Origin of the sequence: Dyella jiangningensis, assembly GCF_003264855.1 — a bacterium.
Taxonomy (GTDB): Bacteria; Pseudomonadota; Gammaproteobacteria; order Xanthomonadales; family Rhodanobacteraceae; genus Dyella; species Dyella jiangningensis_C.
On the sequence record NZ_NFZS01000004.1, the window covers coordinates 928226 to 951716 of the forward strand.

18 protein-coding genes and 2 pseudogenes are annotated in these 23491 nt (G+C 66.1%); 11 read left to right on the plus strand and 9 right to left on the minus strand.

Annotation, left to right across the window (positions count from 1 at the left end):
• Positions 1 to 22 precede the first annotated feature (22 nt).
• On the minus strand, positions 23 to 1462 hold the full coding sequence (locus CA260_RS16765; RefSeq protein WP_111984150.1) for a glycoside hydrolase family 125 protein: 1440 nt from the start codon (positions 1460 to 1462) through the stop codon (positions 23 to 25).
• 37 nt (positions 1463 to 1499) lie between these two features.
• Entirely contained in the window at positions 1500 to 4118 is a 2619-nt protein-coding gene (locus tag CA260_RS16770; RefSeq protein ID WP_111984151.1) for a beta-mannosidase, read from the minus strand.
• A gap of 437 nt (positions 4119 to 4555) precedes the next feature.
• On the opposite strand from CA260_RS16770, the gene CA260_RS16775 reads away from it, so the two are divergent.
• The 5 genes and pseudogenes from CA260_RS16775 (at position 4556) to CA260_RS16790 (ending at position 9523) form a co-directional block, all read left to right on the plus strand.
• Entirely contained in the window at positions 4556 to 5608 is a 1053-nt protein-coding gene (locus CA260_RS16775) for a LacI family DNA-binding transcriptional regulator (RefSeq protein WP_111984152.1), read from the plus strand.
• Between the two features lie 95 nt (positions 5609 to 5703).
• A pseudogene (locus tag CA260_RS21520) lies at positions 5704 to 6405 on the plus strand (MFS transporter); the annotation flags it as partial.
• A 204-nt stretch (positions 6406 to 6609) separates the two neighbouring features.
• A pseudogene (gene gluP, locus CA260_RS21525) lies at positions 6610 to 7341 on the plus strand (glucose/galactose MFS transporter); the annotation flags it as partial.
• Positions 7341 to 8318 (plus strand): carbohydrate kinase family protein, encoded by a 978-nt coding sequence (locus tag CA260_RS16785; RefSeq protein ID WP_172461878.1) that lies wholly within the window; start codon positions 7341 to 7343, stop codon positions 8316 to 8318. The pseudogene gluP and the gene CA260_RS16785, both read left to right, overlap by 1 nt.
• Complete coding sequence (locus tag CA260_RS16790; RefSeq protein ID WP_111984155.1) at positions 8315 to 9523, plus strand: AGE family epimerase/isomerase; 1209 nt, start codon at positions 8315 to 8317, stop codon at positions 9521 to 9523. The genes CA260_RS16785 and CA260_RS16790 overlap by 4 nt, the downstream gene beginning before the upstream one ends.
• A 430-nt stretch (positions 9524 to 9953) precedes the next feature.
• Here CA260_RS16790 and CA260_RS16795 read toward each other — a convergent pair whose 3' ends face one another.
• Positions 9954 to 10577, minus strand: coding sequence for a hypothetical protein (locus CA260_RS16795; RefSeq protein ID WP_111984156.1), 624 nt, complete (start codon positions 10575 to 10577; stop codon positions 9954 to 9956).
• Positions 10578 to 10631: 54 nt separating this feature from the next.
• Positions 10632 to 12392, minus strand: coding sequence for a mechanosensitive ion channel family protein (locus CA260_RS16800; protein ID WP_172461879.1), 1761 nt, complete (start codon positions 12390 to 12392; stop codon positions 10632 to 10634).
• Between the two features lie 168 nt (positions 12393 to 12560).
• On the opposite strand from CA260_RS16800, the gene CA260_RS16805 reads away from it, so the two are divergent.
• The 6 genes from CA260_RS16805 to arsB all read left to right on the plus strand — a co-directional run bounded on the left by CA260_RS16805 (position 12561) and on the right by arsB (position 16444).
• Positions 12561 to 13376 (plus strand): SDR family NAD(P)-dependent oxidoreductase, encoded by an 816-nt coding sequence (locus CA260_RS16805; RefSeq protein WP_111984158.1) that lies wholly within the window; start codon positions 12561 to 12563, stop codon positions 13374 to 13376.
• Between the two features lie 147 nt (positions 13377 to 13523).
• On the plus strand, positions 13524 to 13937 hold the full coding sequence (locus tag CA260_RS16810) for a DoxX family protein (protein ID WP_111984159.1): 414 nt from the start codon (positions 13524 to 13526) through the stop codon (positions 13935 to 13937).
• A 130-nt stretch (positions 13938 to 14067) separates the two neighbouring features.
• Positions 14068 to 14406, plus strand: a complete 339-nt coding sequence (locus CA260_RS16815) for an ArsR/SmtB family transcription factor (protein ID WP_111984160.1) — start codon at positions 14068 to 14070, stop codon at positions 14404 to 14406.
• Positions 14403 to 14864 carry an ArsI/CadI family heavy metal resistance metalloenzyme gene (locus tag CA260_RS16820; RefSeq protein WP_111984161.1) on the plus strand — a complete coding sequence of 154 codons (462 nt, stop codon included), beginning with the start codon at positions 14403 to 14405 and terminating at the stop codon, positions 14862 to 14864. The genes CA260_RS16815 and CA260_RS16820 overlap by 4 nt, the downstream gene beginning before the upstream one ends.
• 7 nt (positions 14865 to 14871) lie before the next feature.
• Positions 14872 to 15363, plus strand: coding sequence for an arsenate reductase ArsC (locus tag CA260_RS16825; RefSeq protein ID WP_111984162.1), 492 nt, complete (start codon positions 14872 to 14874; stop codon positions 15361 to 15363).
• A complete protein-coding gene (gene arsB / locus CA260_RS16830; RefSeq protein WP_111984163.1) occupies positions 15353 to 16444 on the plus strand; it encodes an ACR3 family arsenite efflux transporter in 1092 nt (363 codons plus the stop codon). The genes CA260_RS16825 and arsB overlap by 11 nt, the downstream gene beginning before the upstream one ends.
• A gap of 5 nt (positions 16445 to 16449) precedes the next feature.
• Here the strand turns inward: arsB and CA260_RS16835 are convergent, their stop codons facing one another.
• The 5 genes from CA260_RS16835 to CA260_RS16855 all read right to left on the minus strand — a co-directional run bounded on the left by CA260_RS16835 (position 16450) and on the right by CA260_RS16855 (position 23489).
• Entirely contained in the window at positions 16450 to 18894 is a 2445-nt protein-coding gene (locus CA260_RS16835) for a tetratricopeptide repeat protein (protein WP_111984164.1), read from the minus strand.
• 110 nt (positions 18895 to 19004) lie between these two features.
• Positions 19005 to 20333 (minus strand): BatD family protein, encoded by a 1329-nt coding sequence (locus CA260_RS16840; protein ID WP_111984165.1) that lies wholly within the window; start codon positions 20331 to 20333, stop codon positions 19005 to 19007.
• Entirely contained in the window at positions 20330 to 21964 is a 1635-nt protein-coding gene (locus CA260_RS16845; RefSeq protein ID WP_111984166.1) for a VWA domain-containing protein, read from the minus strand. Before CA260_RS16845 ends, CA260_RS16840 begins: the two co-directional genes overlap by 4 nt.
• 3 nt (positions 21965 to 21967) lie before the next feature.
• Complete coding sequence (locus tag CA260_RS16850; RefSeq protein ID WP_111984167.1) at positions 21968 to 22999, minus strand: VWA domain-containing protein; 1032 nt, start codon at positions 22997 to 22999, stop codon at positions 21968 to 21970.
• Positions 22986 to 23489 (minus strand): DUF4381 domain-containing protein, encoded by a 504-nt coding sequence (locus CA260_RS16855; RefSeq protein WP_146745365.1) that lies wholly within the window; start codon positions 23487 to 23489, stop codon positions 22986 to 22988. Before CA260_RS16855 ends, CA260_RS16850 begins: the two co-directional genes overlap by 14 nt.
• Between the last annotated feature and the right edge of the window lie 2 nt (positions 23490 to 23491).

Genomic DNA, 23491 nt, shown 5'->3' on the forward strand with positions numbered 1-23491 from the left:
TGGTTGCCAGTGGGGAAAGAGGTCAGCGCAGCAGCGCTGGACGCGTGCGGTGGAGGTCGACGATCAGCTCGCCGAACAAGGTATTGGCCCAGGCAAACCACGCACGCGTGAAGTGCGAGGGATCGTCCTGGTCGAAGGTTTCGTGCATGAAGCCCGTGCCCGCATCGGTATCGCGCAACCAGCGCAGGCATTGGCTGATCTGCGCGGGATCGTCGCTGGTCTGTGCATACATCATCAGCGACATCGGCCAGATCATGCGCAGCCCTTCATGCGGGCCGCCGATGCCTTCGGCCGCCTTGCCCTTGAAGAAATACGGGTTGTGCGTGCTCCACACGCGATCGCGCGTGCGCTGGTACAGGGCGTCCTTGCGATCGCAACAGCCCAGGTACGCCAGGCTGAGCAGACTCGGCGCATTCGCATCATCCATGAACAGCTGGTTGCCGTAGCCGTCGATCTCGTAGGCCCAGTGTTCCTGCCCTTGCTCGTCACGCATGCGACCGTCGCGATGCACGGCCTGCTCCACTTCGTTGGCCAAAGCGGTGCATTCGGCGGCAAACGCCTCGTCGCGGTGCATGCCACGGCTCATCTGCGCCAGCTGACGCAGGCTGGTCACCGCGAACAGGTTGGCCGGCACGAACAGCGGATACAGGCACGCATCGTCGGACGGCCGGAACATGGAATGGATCATCCCGTTCGGTCGCGCCGGATTGCCGTAGCCGTCGAGCATCAGGGTATCGGTCGGGATCTTGGAAGGCCGCTGGAAGTGATAGGGCCCGTGACCCTGCTTGCGCTGCTGCTCGCGGAAGGTCTTCACCACCGTGGCCATCGCGGCACGCCAGTCGTCGTCGAACGGTTCGGTGTCGCCGGTCGCCTGCCAATAACCGTGTGCGAGGCGGATCGGATAGCACAGTGAATCGATCTCCCACTTGCGCTCGCCCACGCCGGGCTTCATGTCCGTGTCGTCGTGCAGCGACCATGACAACGGCTGCGAATGGGGGTCGGGCATGAATGCGTTGGCGTAGGGATCGATGCGGATGCAGCGCGCCTGCCGGCGGATCAGGCCGCGAAACAGCCGTTGCAACGACGGGTCCTGCTTCGCCAGCGGGATGTATGGCGACACCTGCGCGGATGAATCGCGCAGCCACATCGCGTTGATGTCGCCGGTGATCACGAAGGTGTCGGGCTTGCCGTCGAGCGTGCCGAGCTCCACCGTGGTGTCGAGCGTGTTCGGGTAGCAGTTCTCGAACATCCACGCGAGCTTGGGATCGGCGATGGCTGACTTCACCGTCGCCAGCTGCCGCTCGACGGCCTGGCTCACGAACTTCCGTTTCCCCACGGGCGGACGCTGGCTCGCATAGCGGGTGGCACCGGCGGCAAAGGCGCGCGACGGGGCGATATCCAGCGTCGCCGCCGACACGGCGGCAACGCCAAACCACTTCAGTACGTCACGGCGCGATGGCATGGCGTGTCTCGTCCTTATCGAAGGTCATCGTCATGGTTCACTGTCCCTGCATCACGCCGGCGAGGTTCTGCACCTGCAGCGCGTGCTGCATGTCGTTGAGCAAGGCCTTGCTCTTGATGCCCACGGTCACGCTCTGGCCCGGCAGGATGTCGAAGGCGTTGTCGTCCATCTCGACATCGAGATCGCCGAACGATACCCACACGTCGCGCGCCAGGGTGTCGGTGGTTAGCGTGAGCTTGTATCCCTCCAGCGAAGGCTGCAGCTGCGTGCGGATGTGCGGCGATGGCAGCTTGAGATTCTTCGCTTCGTCGAAGAACACCAGGTTGCGCGCCGTGGCGCCGTCGCCGTCATCCAGCTCGAACACCGCGAACACGGCCTTCGGATCGGCGCCATGCAGCAGCTGGGCATCGGTGAACTTGCCCACGGGCGTGCTGCTCAATGGCGGCATGTTGGTCACATGCTTGTGTTCGTCGATGACCTTGCCGTTGAAGTCCATCAGGCGCACGTTCCAATGCCCGCTGGTCGACGACACCTGGTCGGAAACCAGCGACACCGAGGTGTTGCCGTCCTGACGCAAGGCCGCGATCAGCAAGGGCGCATAGAAGCGTCGCGCATGGAACTGCAGCGCCTTCCACCGGCCGAAGTAGTCGATGCTGGACCAGGACGCACCCGGCCACACGTCGTTGATCTGCCAGTACAGCGAACCCATCGATTGTGGCCGCGATGCCCGCAGGTGCTCGGCGGCGAGCTCGATGCCCTGCGCCTGCATCACCTGGCTCAGGTAGACGAAGGCAGGGAAATCGCGTGGCTCGCCGAAGCTGCGTTCGATGTACAGCAGCAGGCGCTTGTTGCCGTTGCCGTTGTCGTACTTCTGGTGCGCCCGCATGACCGGCGATTCGGCCTGCAGGTCGTCCGGTCCGGCGAACGCGCGGATCGTGCGCATCACCGGGAACGACTGCAGGCCGTACTCCGACTGGAAGCGCGGCGTGACGTTGAGGTACTCCGTCAACGGCTTCGCCTGCCCGGACCAGACGTCCCAGTAGTGCATGTCCCCGTTGTCGGGCACGTTCGCCGGCCCCTCGTAATCGGTGCTGGGCGTACTTGCCCAGTACGGCACGTCGCGGTCGTAGCGCGTCACCACGTCACGCAGCACGTTGCCGAACAGGTTGACCATGCCGGTGACGATGAGGTCACGCTGCTCGCCGGTCAGCGACTTCTTGAAGGCCTCGCGGTCGGGCCACGATTCCCAGCCGGTCTGCACTTCGTTGTTGCCACACCACAGCACGATGCTGGAATGGTTGCGCAAGCGCTTGACCTGCTCGATGGCTTCCTGGCGCGTGTTCTCGACGTACGCCGTGTCGTTCGGCGGGATCGCACCGCCGAACATGAAGTCCTGCCAGATCATGATGCCGAAGCGATCGGCCAGCTCGTAGAAGCGGTCCGGCAGGTAGTAGCCGCCGCCCCACACGCGCAGCATGTTCATGTTCGCATCGCGCGCCGAGGCCACCACGTCGTGCATGCGCAGTTCGACATCGCGGCTCGGGAAGCTGTCGAACGGGATCAGGTTGGCGCCCTTGGCGAACACCGGGATGCCGTTGACGACGAACTCGAAGCTCCGGCCCCAGCGATCCGGCTGCCTGCGCAGCTCCACGCTGCGCAGGCCCACGGCCCGATCGGCGCCATGCAGCACGCCGTCGCCGTCGCGCACGGTGGCCTTGAACGTATACATGTCCTGCGCACCGTAGCCGGCGGGATACCACAGGCGCGGGTCGGCGATGCGCAGCGGCAGGCTGATCTCGTGCGTGCCGGGATCCACGATGACCTGGCGCGCATCATGCGCGACGGTTTCGCCGGTCGGACCCAGGACGTCCAGGTTCACCGTCACGCGCTGGCTGGCGTCGGCCTGCACATCAAGCTTGGCGGCCACGCGCGCGACCTGCGGATCGACCTGGCTCTGCTCGATATGGAAATCATCGACACGAAAGCCATCCCAGCTGTCCAGGTGCACGCCCTGCCAGATGCCCTCGGTGACGATGCGCGGGCCCCAGTCCCAGCCGTACTGGTAATTGGCCTTGCGGATGTAATTGGCCGTCTGTTTGCCCTTGGGTTCATCACCGAAGGCGGAATCGAATTCGCCCGGCAATGCGTAGGGCTGTTTCAGCAGCCACGGCTGCAGGCGCTTGATCGGCGAATAGAGCCGCACTTCCAGCTTGTTGGAGCCCTTGTGCAGCACGGACTTCACCGGCACGCGCCAGCGGCGGAACATGTTGTCGGCCGCAACCAGCCTGGTGCCGTTCAAGAAGACATCCGCGAACGTGTCCAGGCCGTCCAGCACCAGCTCCACATGCGGGCGCGCCAGCGTGGCGGCATCGACGTCGAAGCTGGTGCGGTACTGCCAGTCGGCAAGGCCCACCCACTGGACCTGGGCTTCGTCGTCGCGATAGAACGGATCGGCCAGTTGCCGCGCCGCCATCAGGTCGGTCTGCACCGTGCCCGGCACGGTCGCGGGCAACCACTTGGCCGCTTCCGGATGCGTGGCCGCCGCCGCGTCGCCCGGCGCCAGGCGGAACTGCCAGTCATGATCGAGCGCAATCGTCGTGAGCGGGGCCGCCCATGCCATCGCCGGAAGCAGCGCCGCCAGGCAGATCCCCGCCATGAAGCCACACCGGCGTACGCGCGCCAGCCGCCTGCACGTCCCTTTGCTGCGTGTCTCGCCTGCGTGGATCGATACGATCATCTGGGATATCCGTCTGACAGCCGCCATGGCTGCTGGCGCACCGCCAGCAACCGGTTCACTACGCTGTAGAACTCACCGACGCCGCGATGTTGCCGACGGCCATCGGCCACGCCTGCGGACGCTGTCCGAAAACGGCAGCGCCGCAGCTTCGCACCGGACGCGCCCAGGCCATGCCGGGCTCGTCCCGCGACGCCGCAGGCGATTTCACACAAATCGTGGTTTCCCCCGATTTAGATCGATTTATATTTCACGGTACCATCCTGCCACGACGCGATGCATGCCGCATTGCAATATGGCTAAACGACACAGGATTTCGGTTACATTTGGATCGTTCCAACTCACGGAAAGCCGCCAGCATGGCCACGGAAAGCTCCGCCCCCGTCCACCGCAAGACCACGCTCAGCGACATCGCTGCCGGTTGCGGTGTTTCGCGCGCCACGGTGTCGCTGGTTTTGCGCGGCAGCCCGCTGGTGAACAAGCACACGCGCGCACGCGTCGAGGAAGAACTGCGACGCCAGGGCTACGTCTACAACCGTGCCGCAGCGAACCTGCGTCGGCGTACGTCGTCCAGCATCGCGCTGGTGGTGAACGAACTGGCGAACCCGTTCTTCGCCGAATTCGCCGCCGGTGTGGACGAAACGCTCGGCGAAGCCGGTTTCGTCACCCTGCTCGGCAGCACCGGCGAATCGACCACGCGCGAACAGGCCGTGCTCGGCTCGCTGATCGAGCATGGCCCGGGCGGCATCATCCTGTCGCCGGCCGAAGGCAGCGAGGCGCGCAACGTACTCACGGCGATCGGCGCGCATCTGCCGGTGGTGCTGTTCAACCGCGAACTGGGCGGACGCCTGCCGCAGTACGCGCATTGGGATCGCCTGATGCTGGACAACCGTCCCGGCACGCGGCAAGCCACGGAACACCTGATCGCGCGCGGCCATCGACGCATCGCCTTCTTCGGCGGCCACGACGACGCCAGCTCGACGCGCGAACGCCACGCCGGTTACGTCGAGGCGATGCAGGCCGCCGGGCTGAAGATCGAACCGCACTGGCGCGTGCAGACCACGCCTACGCGCATCGACGCGGTGCGCGCCACGCCCGCGCTGTTCGAAGGCGGCAGCAAGCCCACCGCCGCCGTCTGCTACAACGATGCGGTCGCGCTCGGCCTGATTCTTGGATTGCACCAGCGCGGCCTGCAGGCAGGTCGCGATTTTGCCGTCACCGGCTTCGACGATATCGCCGAAGCCTCCATGAGCGTGCCGCCACTGACCACCTTGTCCACCGCGCCGCGCGCGCGCGGACGGCAGGCCGCCGAACTTCTCCTTGCACGCCTGCGTGATCCGCAGGCACCGGCAAGCACCGTTATCGCGCCGGTGGAGCTGGTCGTGCGCGAAAGCAGCTGTCCCCTTTCCTGACATCGGAATTTCGCATGGCCCTTGCAGCTCCTTCCGCGCGGTCGACGACAAGCTCCGCGCCCGCTACCGGCAGCACGCGCTACACCGATTACCCCATGGCCATGTCGGTGGCCACCACGATCTTCTTCATGTGGGGCTTCCTCACCGTCCTCAACGACATCCTGATTCCACACCTGAAGTCGGTGTTCGAGTTGAACTACGCACGCGCGATGCTCGTGCAGTTCACCTTCTTCGGCGCGTACTTCCTGATGTCCCTGCCCGCCGGCCGCCTGGTGGCCGCATTGGGCTACAAGAAAGGCATCGTGGCCGGCCTCGCCATCGCGGCACTCGGCGCCTTCGGCTTCTGGCCGGCAGCGGCGCTGCATTCGTATGCCGCCTTCCTCGCGGCGCTGTTCGTGCTCGCCACCGGCATCACGGTGCTGCAGGTCGCGGCCAATGCGTACGTGGCGCTGCTCGGTCCCGAGCGCACCAGCTCCAGCCGCCTCACGCTGGCACAGGCGATGAATTCGCTGGGCACGACACTCGGCCCATGGTTCGGCGGCCTGCTGATTCTTTCCGCCGTCACCGTCACCACCCTTCCGGCCGACGTGCGCAAGGCGCCGGAAACCACGCAGCTGGTGCAGGTGCTCAACGATGGCGCGCCGGCGCAGGCGGTCCAAGCCCTGCAGCAAGCGCCCGCCGATCGCCTGGTGGCCGCGTTGAACGATGCCGCCGCCACCGCGCTCGATCGGCTGCCCGCCGACGCAGTCGCCAACAGCCTCAAGCCGCTGTCATCGCAACAGCTGTCCAACGTGCTCGACAAGCTGCCGGTGGAATCGCTGCTTGCTACGCTGACGGCGCAGTCACCACAGCAACTCGCCGCGCTGCCGGTCGATCGCCTCGCCAGTGCGCTGGACAAGCTCACCGCGTCGCGCCTGGACGCCACGCAGACCGAGCAGTTGGCGAAGGTTCGCGCCAGCCTGCTGCCCGAGACGACGCAGCAGCTGCAGGCGTTCCGTCAGAAGCAGGCGGAACTGGTACAGGTGCCTTACCTCGGTCTCGGCGTGGTGCTGTTGCTGCTGGCCGTGGGCGTGTGGCTGTTCCGCCTGCCGCCGCTCACCGAGACCACCGAACAGGCCGACACCGCGCATCACACGCTGATGGACGCGCTGCGCCACAGCCACGTGTTCTATGGCGTGCTGGCGATCTTCTTCTACGTCGGTGCCGAGGTGTCGATCGGCAGCTTCCTGGTGAACTATCTGTCGCTGCCCGAGATCGGCCACATGAGCGAACAGGACGCCTCGCACTACGTGTCGCTGTACTGGGGCGGCGCGATGGTGGGCCGCCTCGCCGGCTCCGCGCTGCTGGTGTGGATCAACCCGCGCAAGCTGCTGGCCGTCTTTGCGGCCATCGCCGGCCTGCTGGTGCTGACCACCATGCTCACGCACGGCCAGGCGGCCATGGTGAGCGTGATCGCCATCGGCCTGTTCAACTCGATCATGTTCCCGACGATCTTCTCGCTGGGCATCGAGCGCATGGGTCCGCTGACCGGCAAGGCGTCGAGCCTGCTGATCATGGCCATCGTCGGCGGCGCGCTGCTGCCGCTGGCGCAAGGTGTCCTGGCCGACCACCTGGGCATCCAGCACGCCTTCGTGCTGCCGATGCTTTGCTACGGCTACATCGTCTTCTATGGCCTGCGCGGTTCGCTGATCCGCAACCCGGCCGTTCCCGCCGCCACCGCTGAGAACGCTTGATGTCCCGCTCTATTCTTTGTTTTGGCGAAGCCCTGATCGATTTCCATAGCGAAGGCAACGACTCCCACGGCTATCCGCGCAGCTTCGTGCCCTTCGCCGGCGGCGCGCCCGCCAATGTCGCAGTCGCGGTCGCACGCCTCGGCGGCGCCGCGGCGTTCGCCGGCATGCTTGGAAAAGACGTCTTCGGCGACTTCCTGCTCGACAGCCTGCACAGCGCGGGCGTCGATACCACGGGCATCGCGCGCACGGACGAAGCGAACACCGCACTCGCCTTCGTGTCGCTGGACGGCCATGGCGAGCGCAGCTTCACCTTCTACCGCCCGCCCTCGGCCGACCTGTTGTTCCGGCCGGAGCACTTCCGCGAGGAAAGCCTGCGCAACGCCGCGGTCTTCCACGTGTGCTCCAACAGCATGACCGACCCCGCTCTGGCCGAAACCACGCGCGACGGCATGCGCCGTGCGAGCGACGCGGGCGCCTTGGTGAGCTTCGATCTGAACCTGCGCCCGGCCTTGTGGCCGCGCGGCGTCGATCCGCGTCCGCTGGTGTGGCCCGCGCTGCATCTGGCCGACGTGGTGAAGCTCAGCACCGAAGAACTCGCCTGGCTCGCGGTGGATGGCGAAGACGCCGTGCTCGAAAAGCTTTGGGAAGGCCGCACGCGTCTGCTGGTGGTCACCGACGGCCCGGGCGCGCTGCGCTGGTTCCATCCCGACGCGGACGGCGAATTGCCGGCCTATGCCGTGCGCGCGGTCGACACGACCGCGGCGGGCGATGCCTTCGTGGGCGGCCTGCTGCACGGCCTCGCCTCGCTGGAGACGTCGCAGGACCGCATCGACCACCTCGTCACCGAGCTGCCCCGCCTGCACGCCACGCTGCGTTTCGCCGCCGCCTGCGGCGCACTCACCGTGACGCGCCAAGGCTCGTTTACCGCCATGCCCGACGAAGCCGAAGTGCTGGCCTTCATGGAGAACTACGCATGACCACGCCCGATTTCCGCAGCGAGGCATTCCTGCGCGAACACATCGCGCAGACGATGGCGTTCTACCACCCGCACGCGATCGACCCCGAAGGCGGCTTCTTCCACTACTACAAGGACGACGGCACGATCTACGACCGCAGCCATCGCCACCTGGTGAGCAGCACGCGCTTCGTCTTCAACTATGCGATGGCGCACATCGAGTTCGGCAATCCCGAATACCTCGATGCCGTGCACCACGGCCTGCGCTACCTGCGCGACGTGCACCGCAACCCGGCCACCGGCGGCTACGCCTGGACCATCCGCGACGGCAAGCCCGAGGACACCATGTACCACGCCTATGGCGTTGCCTTCGTGCTGCTCGCCTACTCCACCGCCAAGAAGGCCGGCGTGCACGAGGCCGAGGCGTGGATGGACGAAACCTGGGAACTGCTGGAGAAGCACTACTGGGACGCCGACGCCGGCCTCTACCGCGACGAGGCCAACGACCAGTGGCAGTTCACCGGCTATCGCGGCCAGAACGCCAACATGCACATGTGCGAGGCCATGCTCGCGGCCTACCAGGCCAGCGACGAACCGCGCTACCTCGAACGCGCGCTGCAACTCGCCGACCACATGACGCGTCGCCAGGCCGCCAAGGCCAATGGCCTCGTGTGGGAACACTACGACATCGACTGGAACGTCGACTGGAAGTACAACCTCGACAATCCCAAGCACCTGTTCCGCCCATGGGGCTTCCAGCCCGGCCACCAGACCGAATGGGCCAAGCTGCTGCTGATCATGGAACCGCTGCTGCTCGAACGCGGCCGCGAGGAAGACTGGCTGGTGCCCACCGCCAAGCACCTGTTCGATACCGCTCTGGCGCGCGCATGGGACAACGAGTTCGGCGGCATCGCCTACGGCTTCGCGCCGGATGGCAGCGTGTGCGACGACGACAAGTACTTCTGGGTACAGGCCGAATCGCTGGCCGCCGCGGCGCTGCTGCATGCACGCACCGGACTGGCCGAGTACGACGCATGGTACGAAAAGCTGTGGGACTATTCGTGGAAGCACTTCGTCGACCACACCTACGGCGCGTGGTATCGCATCCTCACCCGCGACAACCGCAAGTACGACGACGAGAAGAGCCCTGCCGGCAAGGTCGACTATCACACCATGGGCGCGTGTTACGAGGTCATCGCGTTGATTCGGGAGGGTGGCGTACCGTAACGGTAGCCACCTCAATGTGGGAGCGCACCCTGTGCGCGAGAGCATTTCGCGGTGGGCTGCGTGTTTATCGCTCTAGCCAAGAGCGACTCGGCGGGGAATCTAAGGACGCCGCCACGTTTTTCTCCCTCTCCCCTTCGGGGCACGCGGAGAGCGGCCATGGACGGCCGCGGCTTTGAGGAGCGAGGAGGGCGCTGGGGTGAGGGGCGGGTGCCCGCGACAGAGCCACCTACCTCTGTAGGAGCGCACTCAGTGCGCGACCGCGACGGATCGACAACCTCTGCGGTCGCGCACTGGGTGCGCTCCTACGAAGTGAGTGAGACGACGACAGTGAGCGCCATGCCACGCCCCATCGCCGCGGCCGCGTCGACGCCTTCACCATGGCTGCCAGCGACCAGCCGCGAGGCGCATGGCCTCGCGACCGATGTATTGCTCACTTCTTCGCCTTGCCCTTGGTCACGCTGATCGCCAGTGCTTCCACATAGGTGATGCGCACCATCTGGCCCACCTTCAGCTTGTTCATCTGGGCCTGGCGCTTGGGATCCTTCACCTCGATGACACGCGACTTGCCATCCGCGCCGGTGAGCGTCACGGTGTGGTTCTTCATGTCCACCGCGGTCAGCTTGGACGTGACCGAGACGGACTGATCGGCGGTGCCGCCGGGCGTTGCGCCCTTCTCGGCCGTCTTCATGCCGTTCTGGTATTCCATGCCTGCTTCCGCGCTGTCGGCGGGAAGCAGTTCCAGCGCCACGGCTCGCTCGTATTTCGCGGTGACCGTATCGCCTGCGTGCAGCTGGTCGAGGTTCTTGATTTCCGGACCGGCCTTGATGGTTTCCTCGTTGCCCTTCGGGCCACGCAGCACCACCTGCCGGTTTTCCTGATCCACGCTCACCACCGTCGCATTCAGGGTGGACTCTTCGCGCTTGAGTTCATGCGCCGTGCTGGTGACGCCCGCCTCTTCGGTGGTCTGCTGCGGCAGGGCGAGCGCGTAGGTCGGGATCGCCATGGCCAGCGCAATCCCCAGGGCCATGCTGCGGAACGGGTACCGTTGGTTCATCTCACACCTCCTGCTGGCTGAATCGACTGGTTCGGATACGTGCAGCCGCAACCCTCAGACGGGCGGCCTTCCGTCGGACATCGACGACGCCGTCGCGCCGGGCGGCGCCGTGGGGCGTCGGTCGCGGGAGGCCGGCGCGGCGTACCACTGTTCGTGAGGCACCCACACCTTCTCTTTCGGCTGTTCCTCGAAGTGCGGCGACATGATCTGCACGCCGAACTCGTTGAAGATGTCGACGATGTGGCGGTTGAGTTCCGACAGGATCATCACGTAGCTGGCGGGGCGCTGGATCGCCACATTGAGCTGGTACTCGATGTAGAAGTCTGACAGCGCCGTCTGCAGCACGAACGGACGCGGCTCCGCCTGCAGGCCGTCGGTCCTGGACGCGGCCTGTTCCAGCATCGCCACGACCTGTCGCCACGGCGTGTCGTAGCCGATCGTGACGGAGGTGGTGATCAAGAGACCGGTGTCGCGGGACTGGCGCGTGAAGTTGCGCATGGAGGTGGAAGAAAGCACCGAGTTCGGCACGGTGATCTCCTCGCGCTTGCGCGTGACCAGCTTCATCGACAGCGCGCCCATTTCCACCACCATGCCCTCGTGGTCACCCACGCGCACGAAATCGCCCACGCGCACCGCGCGCGAATAGAGCACGACCAGGCCGCTCATCACCTGGTTGACGATACCCGCCGACCCCAGCGACAGCATCAGGCCGAGGAACACCGACACGCCCTTGAACGCATCGGTGCCGGCACCGGGAATGTATGGGTACGCCACGATCAGTGCGAACAGCCACACCAGCGTCGACACCAGGCGACTGGTGACGCGCGCCGTCGGCGCCTCGAGCCAACCCACCTGCACCGCTCCTTCCTCGACGGCCTGGAACCATGCGGCGATGAGGCGCGTCACGCCTCGCGTGACCAGGAAGATCACGATCAACGTGAGCAGGTTGGGCAGCTGGTTGACCAAGCCCGTCATCAATTGCAGGCCGATCTGCATCAGGTAATCGCCCAGACGCGAACCCCACGGATGGCTATAGGGGAACCGCTTGAGCACGAAGCTCAGCCACAGGTAACCGAAGAACAGCGTGAGCGCCAGGCGCACCAGCGATACGCCACGCCGTACCAGCGTCCACATCATCGGCCGCAGGTCGAAGCCGGCGACATCGAGGCGCAACCTCGCCTGGGTGACCGCGATCAGCTTGCGCTGCACGAAGCGATCCAGGCGGATCAACGCCCAGCAAAGGACGATCAGGATCACCGTGGCCAACGCGCTGTACAGCACGCCGACCAGCAACAGGCGTGGCTGCCGCGCCTGCTCCCGTTCGCGAATGATCTCGCGCAGCACCGCCGCGCCGCGCTCCGCGGCCTGCTCGATGGCGGCGCGGTCATCGGTACCTACGTCGCCGGGAAGCACGCCGAACAAGACCAGATTGTCCGCGCGCACCGCGGCGCCGCTCTCGCCGCCGGCCTCGATCCACGAGATCGAAAGATGGTCCGCCTTCAACGTATCGAGCGCGTTTTCGATGCGTTCGCCTGCGGCATGCGCGCGCTCTTCGGCGCTCATGCCGTGATAGGGCGCATACAGGGTGACCACGGTGCGATTCCACACCACGACGGGCGCGCCCTCGGGGTTTCCCGCCAGCGACGATGACGTGCTGGGCGCGGGGGCCTGTGGCGATGAATCCGCCCACGCCACCCGGAGCGGCAGCAAGGCGAGCATCAACAGCAGGACCACGCGGCGGCACGCATCGGCCCGCGCGCGACGCGCTGCGGAAGAAGACGTGCCATCAACGCCGTGGGGAGCCTGGCTGCTCATGCCGATCATGTTCAACCAGTAAGCGGCGCGCCACGAGCGTAAAACCACCCAAGGCGACTACGTAGTTCTACCGAAGTCGACCTGCCGCACCGGGCATGACAGGCGGCGACCGGAGGACTAAGGTGCGTGGTTCGAGGCCAGGCAACCGCCCTGAGAGGATCTCCCCCCATGCTGCCCGTCGACACCCTGGATACCGCACTGGTCACCGGCGCCTCCACCGGCATCGGTGCCGCCTATGCCGATCGCCTCGCGGCGCGCGGCCATCCGCTGGTGCTGGTGGCGCGCAACCGGGAGGCGCTGGACACGCTGGCGGCGCGCCTGTCGCGTGAGCATCGCGTGAAGGTCGACGTGCTGCCTGCCGACCTTACCTCGTCGGCACAGCGCGCCGAGGTGGAGCGGCGGCTCCGCGAAGACGAGGCGATCGGCACGCTGGTGAACAACGCGGGCGCCTCGGTCGCCGGCGGGCTCGCCGAAGCGCGGCTCGACGACGTCGAGGCGATGATCGGGCTCAACGTCGTCGCCCCGACGCGGCTGACCGGCGCGCTGCTTCCCCGCCTCCTCGCGCGCGGTCGCGGTAGCATCATCAACATCGCATCGGCGCTGGCGATCGCGCCGGAACTTTCCGTCGGCGCCTATGCGGCCACCAAGAGCTATCTGCTTACCTACACGCTATCGCTGCACAAGGAAGTGAACGGGCGCGGCGTGCAGGTTCAGGCCGTGCTGCCCGGCATCACGCGTACGGCGATCTGGGAACACGCGGGCAAGGATATCGACAGCTTTCCCGAGCACATGATCATGGAAGTGGACGAGATGGTCGACGCCGCGTTGGCCGGCTACGACATGGGCGAACTCGTCACCGTGCCGTCGCTGCCCGACGGCGAGGAATGGAACGGCTACGACGAAGCGCGGCGACGCCTGTTTCCCGAGCTTTCGCGAAGCCAGGCGGCCGATCGCTACAAGAGCGATATTCCCGAAGACGCCTGAGTGGCTTTCGCCGTCTGGGCGGCTACACAATTCGGTATCACCGACGCGCTTCCATAGGCATATAGTGTGCTTGACCGCCGCCCGGCGGCGACGGTCGATGCGGGCGACTCGCCTGCATGCGCCGCGTAAAGTCATGGGAGAACGACCATGCGATACACGTTACTGGAAGGCAGCAGGGACGGCATGATTCTCCTCGCACGCATCCTGCTGATGGTCCTGTTCGTGATTTTCGGCTGGGGCAAGCTGCTCGGATTCGGCGCCACGGTCACGTACATGGATTCGGTCGGCCTGCCGCTTCCCACGGTGACCGCCGCCGTCACCGTGATCATGGAGCTGTTCGTGGGGCTGGCGATCGTCATCGGCTTCTACACGCGACCGCTGGCCCTGCTGCTTGGTTTGTATACGCTGGGCGCCGCGGTGATCGGGCACCAGTTCTGGCACATGATCGATCCGGATCGCATCGAGGCGATGATCAATTTCTACAAGAACGTCAGCATCGCCGGTGGCCTGCTGATGCTGTGCATCACCGGCCCGGGCCGCTACTCGCTGGACGGCAGGTAGCTTTACCGCACCGGCGCCGCGAAGCGACGCCGGTACGGAAACAAGGCATCCGCAGCGGGCCGATCAGAGGGCCGCTCCATGTGCAACGCCGTCGCTTGACTTGATTCCATATTTCCAGAATTATGGAAATATGGAATCAACTGACGCTCTCTCCGCCCTCGGCGCCCTGGCCCATGAACATCGTCTCTCGCTGTTCCGCCTGCTCGTGCAGGCCGGCGACGAAGGCATGGCCGTGGGCGAACTGGCGGAAGCGACCGGCCTTGCCGGCGCGACGCTCACCAATCACCTGCACGTCCTGCGTCGCGCCGAACTGGTGACGGACGAGAGGCGCGGCCGCGTCATCCAGTGCCGCGCCAACTATGCGCAGATGGATGCCCTGCTCGGTTTCCTTACCGAAAACTGCTGCGCCGGTTCGCCAAGCGCGAACTGCGCACCGTCCCGTTGCAAGCCCACGCGGAGAAAGCCATGAAACGCTTCCACGTCCACGTGAATGTCGACCGGCTCGATGCCAGCATCCGCTTCTACACCACGCTGTTCGGCACCGGGCCATCGGTGGTGAAGGACGACTACGCCAAATGGATGCTGGACGATCCGCGCGTGAACTTCGCCATTTCGCAGCGCGACCGCCAGGCCGGCATCGACCATCTCGGACTGCAGGCGGATGATACGGAGGAACTCAACGCGATCGGCGATCGCCTGCTCCAGGCCGATGCAGTGGCCCTCGCCGAAAAGGCCACGACCTGCTGCTACGCGCGGTCGGACAAGTTCTGGGCGGAGGACCCGCAAGGCGTGCGCTGGGAAACCTTCCACACCTTTGGCGACGCCACCAGCTACACCGCGCCGAGCGCAGCGGATGGCTGTTGTGGTCCCTCCGCGACGGCAGCTGCCACCAGCTGCTGCGGTCCGTCCTCTTCGTCCTGCTGCTGATTTTTCCATGTCTTCTCCGTACAGAGTGCTGTTTCTCTGCACCGGCAACTCCGCGCGCAGCATCATGGCGGAGGCCTTGCTCAACGTGCTCGGCCAAGGGCGTTTCGAAGCCTTCAGCGCCGGCAGCTTTCCCGGCGGCAAGGTGCAGCCCTTCGCGGCCGAGATCGCGCGCGAACTCGGCTACCACGCGCCCCTGCGCAGCAAGAGTTGGGACGAGTTCGCACACGCGGACGCCATGCCGATCGACGCCGTGATCACGGTCTGCGACAACGCCGCGGGCGAAGTCTGCCCGATCTGGCCGGGCCATCCCGTCACCGCTCACTGGGGCGTGCCCGATCCGGTCGCCGTCGAAGGCAGCGATGAACAGCGCCGCCAGGCGTTCCACTCCGCCTGTGCGTTGCTACGCCAACGCGTCGAGCGTCTGCTGGCGCTGCCCGTCGATCGTCTGGGATCACACGAACTCCAACGTGAACTGCGTGCGATCGGCCATGAGCACTGACAACAGGACCGCTGCGCCGATCTCGCTGTTCGCGCGCTATCTCACGCTGTGGGTCGCGTTGTGCATCGTCGCCGGCATCGTGCTGGGACGATGGCTGCCCGGCGTGTTCGCAGCACTTTCGTCGCTGGAGACGCAACACATCAACCTGCCGGTCGCCGTGCTGGTGTGGGTGATGATCGTGCCCATGCTGCTGCGCATCGACCTTCGCCGGCTGGCCAGCGTGCGCGAACAGTGGCGCGGCGTCGGTGTCACCTTGCTGGTGAATTGGGCCATCAAGCCGTTCTCGATGGCGCTGCTGGGATGGCTGTTCGTGCGCCACGTGTTCGCGGCGTGGCTGCCTGCGGGCGAACACGACGCGTATATCGCCGGCCTGGTGCTGCTCGCCGCTGCCCCGTGCACGGCGATGGTTTTCGTATGGTCGCGCCTGTGCGGTGGCGATCCGCACTTCACGCTGGCGCAGGTCGCGCTGAACGACACCATCATGGTGCTGGCGTTCGCACCCATCGTCGGCCTGTTGCTCGGCATGGCATCCATCCACGTGCCGTGGGGCACGCTGCTGCTTTCCGTGCTCGCCTACATCGTGCTGCCGGTGGTGCTGGCGCAGGCGTGGCGCGCGAGCCTGATCCGGCGTGGGGGCGAGGCGGCGTTGCACGTAGTGCTGGCGCGTCTCGAACCCTGCTCGATGATGGCCCTGCTCGCCACGCTGGTGCTGCTGTTCGGTTTCCAGGGCGAAACGATCACGCAACAACCCCTGGTGATCGCTCTGCTGGCCGTGCCCATCATGATCCAGGTGTATCTCAACGCCGGCATTGCCTACGCACTGAGTCGCTGGCTTGGCGTGCCGCACTGCGTTGCAGGGCCTTCCGCCCTGATCGGGGCCAGCAACTTCTTCGAGTTGGCCGTCGCGGCGGCGATCAGCCTGTTCGGGCTGCGCTCCGGCGCGGCGCTTGCCACCGTGGTCGGCGTACTGGTGGAAGTGCCGGTGATGCTGTCGGTGGTGCGCCTGGTGAACGGCACGGCGACCTGGTTTGCCGCCGCGCCGCAACGCTCGCCGGAGCCGCATCCGCAAGTGGCCGAATAGCGACGCTATTTCGGCGCTGCGTCCAGGCTTTGCAGCAACTGCTGCGCATCGCTCGACTGCGGTGCGACCGCGAGCACGCGTTGGGCGTAATCGCGCGCCTTGTCGGCATGGCCGTCATCGCGCTCGACGCGGGCCAGCGAGAGGAGCAGCGACGGGTCATACGGCGACGATTGCAGCGCGCCCTCCCAGACCTTGCGCGCCTGCTCGCCCTGTCCCGCCGAATGCAGCGCCACGCCGTACACATAGGCGAAGCGCGCATTCGCCGGATCGGCGCGATGGGCACGCTCGAGCCAGCCGAGCGCTGCCGCCGCCTGGCCGCTACGCACCAGCGACAAGCCCTTGGCATGCAACAGGCTCGCGTTGTCGGGCGCAACCGCCAGGCCCTCGTCGATGGCTTTCTGGGCGTCGGCTTCGCGATCGAGCGAACGATACATGTCGCCAAGATTGATATAGGCCGGCACGAAATCCGGTTGCAGCTTCAATGCCTGGCGAAACGCCTGTTCCGCCTTCGTCGTCTCGCCACGCTCGACGTACACCAGGGCCAGGTCGTAATGGGATTCCGGACGATCCGCGATCGCTTGCTGTGATGCCACGAAAGTGCCGAACGCACGGTCGCGCGCCGCACGCTGGTTCGCATCCAGCTCGGCATCAGGCACGCCGGCGAGCACGCGGCCGGCCTTGATGCGCACATCCAGCACGGGATCGTCCGCCAACGCTGCCGCCATCGGACCGCGTACGCGGCTGGGAAAGGCGACGAGCGCTTCGAGCGCGGCCTTGCGCATCAGCGGATCGGCATCCGCCAGCGCCGCCTGCAGCGTGGACACGGCCGCGGGGCTGGCGAAATGCGCCAGTTCACCGATCGCGGTGGCGCGTGCGATCACCGGCGAGGTCGTGTCCCTTGCCAGATCCATCAACAGGCTGGCCGCGTTCGGCTTGCCATGCCGGCCCGCGTCCAGCGCCTCGACGTAATGCTGAAAGCCCTTGCGCTCGGGACCGTGCGCCTTCTCGATGGCGTCGGCAGCCCACTGCGCGCCCTTGTCGGCGTGGCAGTTGGCGCACGCGTTGGGAACGCCGAACTTCACCGTGAGGTCGGGTCGCGGCACGCGGATCGAATGATCCGGCCGCGCATTGATCACCATGTAGTTCTTCGCGGGCATGTGGCAGGCCACGCACTGGGAGCCGGCGCCGCCATCCTTGTGCATGTGGTGCGCGGTGGTGTCGTACACCTTGGGCGAATGGCAGCTCTCGCACAGCGCATTGCCCTGCGCACGCACCTTGGCGGTATGCGGATCGTGGCAGTCGCTGCAGGTCACGCCCTTGGCGTACATGCGGCTCTGCAGGAACGATGCGTACACGTAGACCTCGTCGAGCTGCTGGCCATCCGCGTGATAGCGGCCTGCCGCCAGCAGGATCGGATCGTGCGTATCCATCAATCGGCCGGTGGGCGCGCTGTCCTTGGCGATGATGTTGCGCCGCGCGTGGCAGACCGCGCAGGTTTCCACCTCGCGATGCGTTGCCAAGGGTGTGCTCCGCACCGGGTTGCCAGTGGCGGCGTTGGGCATCCACTGCATGCCCTTGCGTTCGTCGAGCGCAATGGCGAGGCCCTTGCTGGCGTCGGCCTGCTTCTGCGCGTCGCTCCATTTTGCCCATTCGACATGGCGCGAGCCGGGACCATGGCACGCCTCGCAGGCCACGTTGATGTCGCTCCAGGTGGTCTTGAAGGTGTTGCTGGCTACGTCGTAATGGCGCTGCACGTTGGTCGAATGGCAGTCCGCGCACATGTAGTTCCAGTTCTGGTTCAGGCGCGTCCAGTGCAGCGTATCGTGCGCATCGATGTGCTCGCCGGGATACAGGTTGAACCAGCGCTGCCCGCCTTCGGCGGCAGGCCGTGCATCCCAGGAGGCACGCAAGGCCTGCATGCGTCCATCCGGAAAGGCCACGAGATACTGCTGCAACGGATAGACGCCGAACGTGTACTTCACCTCGAACTCGCCGGGCTTGCCGTCAGGTCCATCGGTCTTAACGACGAAGGCCTGGTCGCGCTTGAAGAAGCTGGCCTGGCTGCCGTCCTGCTTGAGGGTGGCGTTGTCGAAATGCCCCAGCACGCTGTGCTCATCCGCGACCTGCATGGCGAGCGCGTGATGGGACTGCTGCCACGCGGCGGCTTCCTTCGCGTGGCACGACGCACAGGCCTGCGCACCCACGTAGTGCGCGACCGGCTTGGTCGGCGTGGGCGGTGCAGATGCTGTGGATGAGGCGAGCGGCGCGCGGTGTTCCGGCGTCGGCGCGCGCAGCCACCATGCACCCAGCGCCACGAGTACCAGCAGCCCGACGACGAAAGGCAGCCACCACCACCGGCCCGACGCGTGGGTGGACGACGAAGGCGGCGCGGAAGGCGGAGGCGTGGCGGGCGTCGAGCGTCGTTGCTGGCGCTTCCTGGAACGGCCCATGCCTTGCTCCCCCGTTTCGCCCTTGGATGCGGCGCATCCATGCGCGCCGACCGACACCGTACCGAGGCATGGTAGCGAGCCCAAGCGATGAGTTCGTGAAGATCAGTGCCTCAGGCCGGATTCAAGGGCGGCAGCACGATGCCGCGCCGACGTTGGCGTCGCTCGTGTCGCCAGCGCTTTCGCGCGGCTGCCAGACCATCGACCAGCGCCTGTGCCGACCACGTCCCCGCGGTCGTTCCATAAAGCGCGCCATCGAGCGCCGTCCACTGCGCCTTGAGTGATGCATCGCCATAACGCTGGCACCAGGCTTCGACCGACGACGGTGCGCCCTCCTGCGCGCTGCGACGCGCCCAGGCATCGGCGACCGTGTGCAGCGTTGCGGCGGACGTGGCGTGGTGCTGGCGGCGCAGCGCCGCGAACGCGGCTGCCTCCGAATGCCGGCGCCGATAGCGCCATGCCCTGAACTGCTCGAGCTTTCGCTGCAGGCGGGCGCGGAACGTCCACACCGCCCATCCCGCCACCGCCAGCAGGATCAGCAGCATGCCCAGGTCGCTGGAGAAGAAACCGATCAACCTCGGCATCACGCCCTGCCCCGGCAAGGCGAAGCGCGGCCGCGTCGGCGCGCCCCACCACGCATGGAACTGCACCGCGGGCACTTCGCTCACCTTCCACGTGTACGTGCGGCTATCCAGCCAGCGCACGGTGATCGGCGGCAAGGTGTAGCGCCCGCGCTTCTGGATCACATAGCTCGCCGAGTCCACGCGACTGCCGCCCACGAAGCCACCCTGGTTGCCGATCACGTCGCGCGTGGCCGGCGGCGATGCGTATAGCCCGAGGCCGCGCACCGGTGCGAAGGTCACCGGCGGCAACATCATGGCCGGTGCGCCTTCGGCAGTGATTTCCACGCGTCGCGTGATGCTGTCCCCCACGTGCAGGCCGCTGTCTTCCGGCAGCACGGTCTGGGTGATCTTCACCGAGCTGGCGATCAGTGCTTCGGTCACGCCCTTGGGCAGCACCAAGGGCTGCACGCTCAACGTCAGCGGTGCGGTCGGCACGGTAACCGCAGTGGATTGAGGGCCGATGTGCGCCGTCACGTCGAACGAGGGAATCTCCACCTTGCCCGAGATCAGCGGCGTCACCAGATACGTGCGCGATACGCCCGACCAGGTGGCGCCGTCGATGCTGTCCACCACGTGCCCCGGCGTTTCGTCGGACAAGGCGAGATAGACGCCCTCCACGTGCGGCACGGGCAGCACCGGCGCATCGGTGAAGAAATCCGGCGTGAGCATGTCGACCACGATGCGCGCCGTCTCGCCTTCCACCAGCGCGCCCGCCGGCTCCTGGTGCACACGCACTTGCATGCGAGGCGCCGTTGGCGGCTCCTCCGCCCATGCCGCGCCGGCCAGCAGCAACAACGTGCAGGCGAGCCACGCCTTCATGCGCCGGGCTCCTTGATCACTTCCTTGGCTGGCGTGGTCGGCTGGCCCGGTGGCGGCGCGTTGTTCTCGATGTTGAACTTAGTGCGCAGGAAATCGGCGGGAGACACGTTGAGGTTGCGCATCCATACGTCCGATGGCACCTGTTGTGGACGCTTGCCCATCAGCTGGGTCTTGCCGGTGCCTTTCTTGCCTTCCTTGTCGAACTTCACCTTGTCCGGTTTGTTTTCGTCATCGTCGTCCTGGGGCGGCGTCTTTTCCTGCAGCGCGAGCAGCTTGTCCATCAGCTGCATGTTGGCCTGCGCCTGCGGAAACGGATGACGCATGCGCAGCGCCTGGTCGTAGGCGTCCTTCGCTTCCTCGTACTGCGTGAGCCGGGCGTAGCAATTGCCTTCCATGAATTTCGCCTCCGGCGTGGTCACGGTGGCGAACATCTTCTGCGCATCCTCGTAGCGCGCATGCTCGTACAGCGCCTGGCCTTTCCAGTACGGATCGACGAAGCGTTCCGACGCCTTGGCGAAGTCGCGATGCTCGTAATACCAGCGCCCCTGCTGGTCGGGCGTAAAGAACCAGTCCACCACCTTCCAGTCGCTGGCATGCGCCGGTGCCGGCACGCCTGCCAGGCCGAGCGCGCCGATCACCAACACCCAGCGCACCACCCAGCCGCGTCGGAACCACAGCAGCGCCAGCAGCACCAGGGGATAGCAGAGGTAATAGCCGTATTCCTTCCAGCGCACGGTGGAGGTGGTGTCCTTCATGATCGCCAGGTGATGCAGCGCCTCGCGCTGCACCCAGCGCATATCGTCGTCATTGGTGGTGATGCTGGCCAGCGGCACATGCGCCTTGTCGGAAAGCCGCTGCAAGGCTTCGTCGTCCAGCTTGGCCTCGGCCGGTGCGCCATCGCGGCCAAGGACCAGTGCGCCGGATGGCGCACGCAGCACGCCGCCCTTGGTCGTCCCCACCGCAAGCATCAGCACCTGCTGTCGCGAGTCCTCGTGATGCTCCATGAAGGCGCGGATCTGCGAATCGTCGAAGCCACTGGTGAAGAACACGATCGTGCCGGGATCGCTTTCCGCGTTGAGCATGCGATCGGCCAGCGTAAGCGCCGCGGCGGCGTTCTGTCCCTTTGGCGGCAACAGGTCGGTGGATAGTGCACCGAGGAACAGGTTCATCAAGCCGGGATCGTCGGTGGGCGGCAACACCATGTGCGCGGTGTTCGTATACACGATCAGCCCTACGCGACCGCCGGCGCGCAGCTTCATCAGGTCGCGCACCTTTTGCTTGGTGCGCTCCAGCCGCGTCGGCGACACGTCGATCGCATTCATGGCCGGCGAGAGGTCGATGGCGACCACCATCGGCGCGCGGTCCTCGGCGAACGGCGGCGGATCGAGCTCCCACGTGGGACCGGCACAGGCGACGCCGCCGATCACCAGCACGGCACACACGAGGTGGATGGGCCGCACGCGCCACTTCCCGTGATCGCCCACCACCAGATGCGGCAGCAGATGCGGCGCGATCATGCCCTTCCATCGCTGCAGTGGATCGTTGCGCCGCTGCCACCACCACAGCAACAACGGCCCCAGCGGCACCAGCAGCAGCCATAGCGGTCGGATGAAGTGGAAGCCCTGGTCCATGGCTCAGGCCTCAGTCGCGCCTGGCGCTGCATCGGCCCTCGCCGTGCGGCGCTGCCTGATCGGCGCCACCAGGCCCAGCATCAGCAGGTGATAGGCGAGCATCAGCAGCAAGGCGATGCCCAGCGGCACGTAGTAGAGCTTCACTTTTGGGCGATAGATCGAATGCTTCACCTTGCTCGGCGTGATGCGGTCGAGCAACGCATAGATGTCCGCCAGTTGCTGGCGGTTCTCGCCGCGATAGCTTCGCCCGCCCGTCGCTGCCGCGATGCGCTTGAGCGCATCCAGGTCCACGCGGTTCTCGCCCACGGCGTTGGGGTCGCCGATGCCGATGGTGTGGATCACGATGTGGTGTTCCCTGGCGATCGCAGCCGCTTTTTCCCCAGGCAAGCGCGAAGCGGTGTCGTTGCCGTCGGTAAGCAGGATCAGCACGCGCTCGCGCTCGCGCTGCTGCGAGCGTTCGGTCATCTTCACCGCCATGCCGATGGCGTCGCCGATTGCTGTCTGCGGACCGGCCATGCCCACGCGAAGTTCCTGCAGCAGGTCGCGTACCGCTACGTGATCCAGCGTGAGCGAGGTCTGGGGAAATGCATTGGTGCCGAACACGATCAGGCCGATGCGATCGGTGGTGCGACGGCGGATGAAGTCATCCACCACGCTTTTCACCGCAGTGAGTCGATCTATGCGCTCGGCGCGATCATCGACGAAATCCGGCGTCGCCATCGAGCCGGAGAGATCGATGGCCAGCAACAGGTCGCGTGCCGATTCGGTACGCTGCACCGGTGGCTCCAGCCATTGCGGGCTGGCCAGCGCCACTACTGCCAGCGCCCAGCACAAGGGCGCCAGGACGCGCCGCAGCCAGTTGCTGCGCAGGATCACCGCGCCGCGCGATGGTGTCTGTCCGGTGATGCGCGCCAGCTCATCGAAAAACGGCACGCGTATCGCCCGCGTCCGTTCGCCGTACGGTGGCAACAGCCACCACACCAGCAACGGCAAGGGAAGCACCAGCAGCAGCCAGGGATATTCAAGCTGGAACATGATCGTCGATCCAGCGATGCAACAAGGTCATCAATGCATCCGTGTCGCCGCTTGCGATGTCAGCGCCGCCATAGGCGAGCGTCTGCAGATGCCGCCCCGGGCCCCGCGTGAAACGCTCGCCGGCAAACGTGCGATCGAGATACCCGAGCCACGCCTCACCGCTGAGCGGCGCAACGGTGTCGCGCGGCGCCCATGTCAGCACGGTGCGCTTGACCAGCGCAGGCACCGCGGCCAATGCCTGTTGTCGCTGCGATGGATCGGCCATGGCGTGTTCGATCGCCGCCAGTTCCTTCTGCGCGGCACGCCGGTAGCGATTGCGCCACCAGCGGCGCAGACGCAACGCACCGATCCAAAGCACCACCAGCAGCACGAGCGCGAGCAGCACCCACCAGCCCATCGTTTGCGGCGTGTAGGGCACCGGCGGCGGCAACGGAATGTCCTTGAGATCCGCGATCGACGGCGCCGGTGGCTGCGCGGGCAGCGCAAACATCA

Excerpts from the sequence above, each read along its gene's own strand:
- CA260_RS16815 (WP_111984160.1), top strand. The coding sequence starts at position 14,068 with ATGGAATCAACTGACGCTCTCTCCGCCCTCGGCGCCCTGGCCCATGAA.
- CA260_RS16825 (WP_111984162.1), top strand. The coding sequence starts at position 14,872 with ATGTCTTCTCCGTACAGAGTGCTGTTTCTCTGCACCGGCAACTCCGCG.
- CA260_RS16810 (WP_111984159.1), top strand. The coding sequence starts at position 13,524 with ATGCGATACACGTTACTGGAAGGCAGCAGGGACGGCATGATTCTCCTC.
- CA260_RS16765 (WP_111984150.1), bottom strand. The coding sequence starts at position 1,462 with ATGCCATCGCGCCGTGACGTACTGAAGTGGTTTGGCGTTGCCGCCGTG.
- CA260_RS16790 (WP_111984155.1), top strand. The coding sequence starts at position 8,315 with ATGACCACGCCCGATTTCCGCAGCGAGGCATTCCTGCGCGAACACATC.
- CA260_RS16770 (WP_111984151.1), bottom strand. The coding sequence starts at position 4,118 with ATGGCGGGGATCTGCCTGGCGGCGCTGCTTCCGGCGATGGCATGGGCG.
- CA260_RS16855 (WP_146745365.1), bottom strand. The coding sequence starts at position 23,489 with ATGTTTGCGCTGCCCGCGCAGCCACCGGCGCCGTCGATCGCGGATCTC.
- CA260_RS16845 (WP_111984166.1), bottom strand. The coding sequence starts at position 21,964 with ATGGACCAGGGCTTCCACTTCATCCGACCGCTATGGCTGCTGCTGGTG.
- arsB (WP_111984163.1), top strand. The coding sequence starts at position 15,353 with ATGAGCACTGACAACAGGACCGCTGCGCCGATCTCGCTGTTCGCGCGC.
- CA260_RS16805 (WP_111984158.1), top strand. The coding sequence starts at position 12,561 with ATGCTGCCCGTCGACACCCTGGATACCGCACTGGTCACCGGCGCCTCC.
- CA260_RS16850 (WP_111984167.1), bottom strand. The coding sequence starts at position 22,999 with ATGTTCCAGCTTGAATATCCCTGGCTGCTGCTGGTGCTTCCCTTGCCG.
- CA260_RS16775 (WP_111984152.1), top strand. The coding sequence starts at position 4,556 with ATGGCCACGGAAAGCTCCGCCCCCGTCCACCGCAAGACCACGCTCAGC.
- CA260_RS16800 (WP_172461879.1), bottom strand. The coding sequence starts at position 12,392 with ATGAGCAGCCAGGCTCCCCACGGCGTTGATGGCACGTCTTCTTCCGCA.
- CA260_RS16785 (WP_172461878.1), top strand. The coding sequence starts at position 7,341 with ATGTCCCGCTCTATTCTTTGTTTTGGCGAAGCCCTGATCGATTTCCAT.
- CA260_RS16795 (WP_111984156.1), bottom strand. The coding sequence starts at position 10,577 with ATGAACCAACGGTACCCGTTCCGCAGCATGGCCCTGGGGATTGCGCTG.
- CA260_RS16820 (WP_111984161.1), top strand. The coding sequence starts at position 14,403 with ATGAAACGCTTCCACGTCCACGTGAATGTCGACCGGCTCGATGCCAGC.
- CA260_RS16835 (WP_111984164.1), bottom strand. The coding sequence starts at position 18,894 with ATGGGCCGTTCCAGGAAGCGCCAGCAACGACGCTCGACGCCCGCCACG.
- CA260_RS16840 (WP_111984165.1), bottom strand. The coding sequence starts at position 20,333 with ATGAAGGCGTGGCTCGCCTGCACGTTGTTGCTGCTGGCCGGCGCGGCA.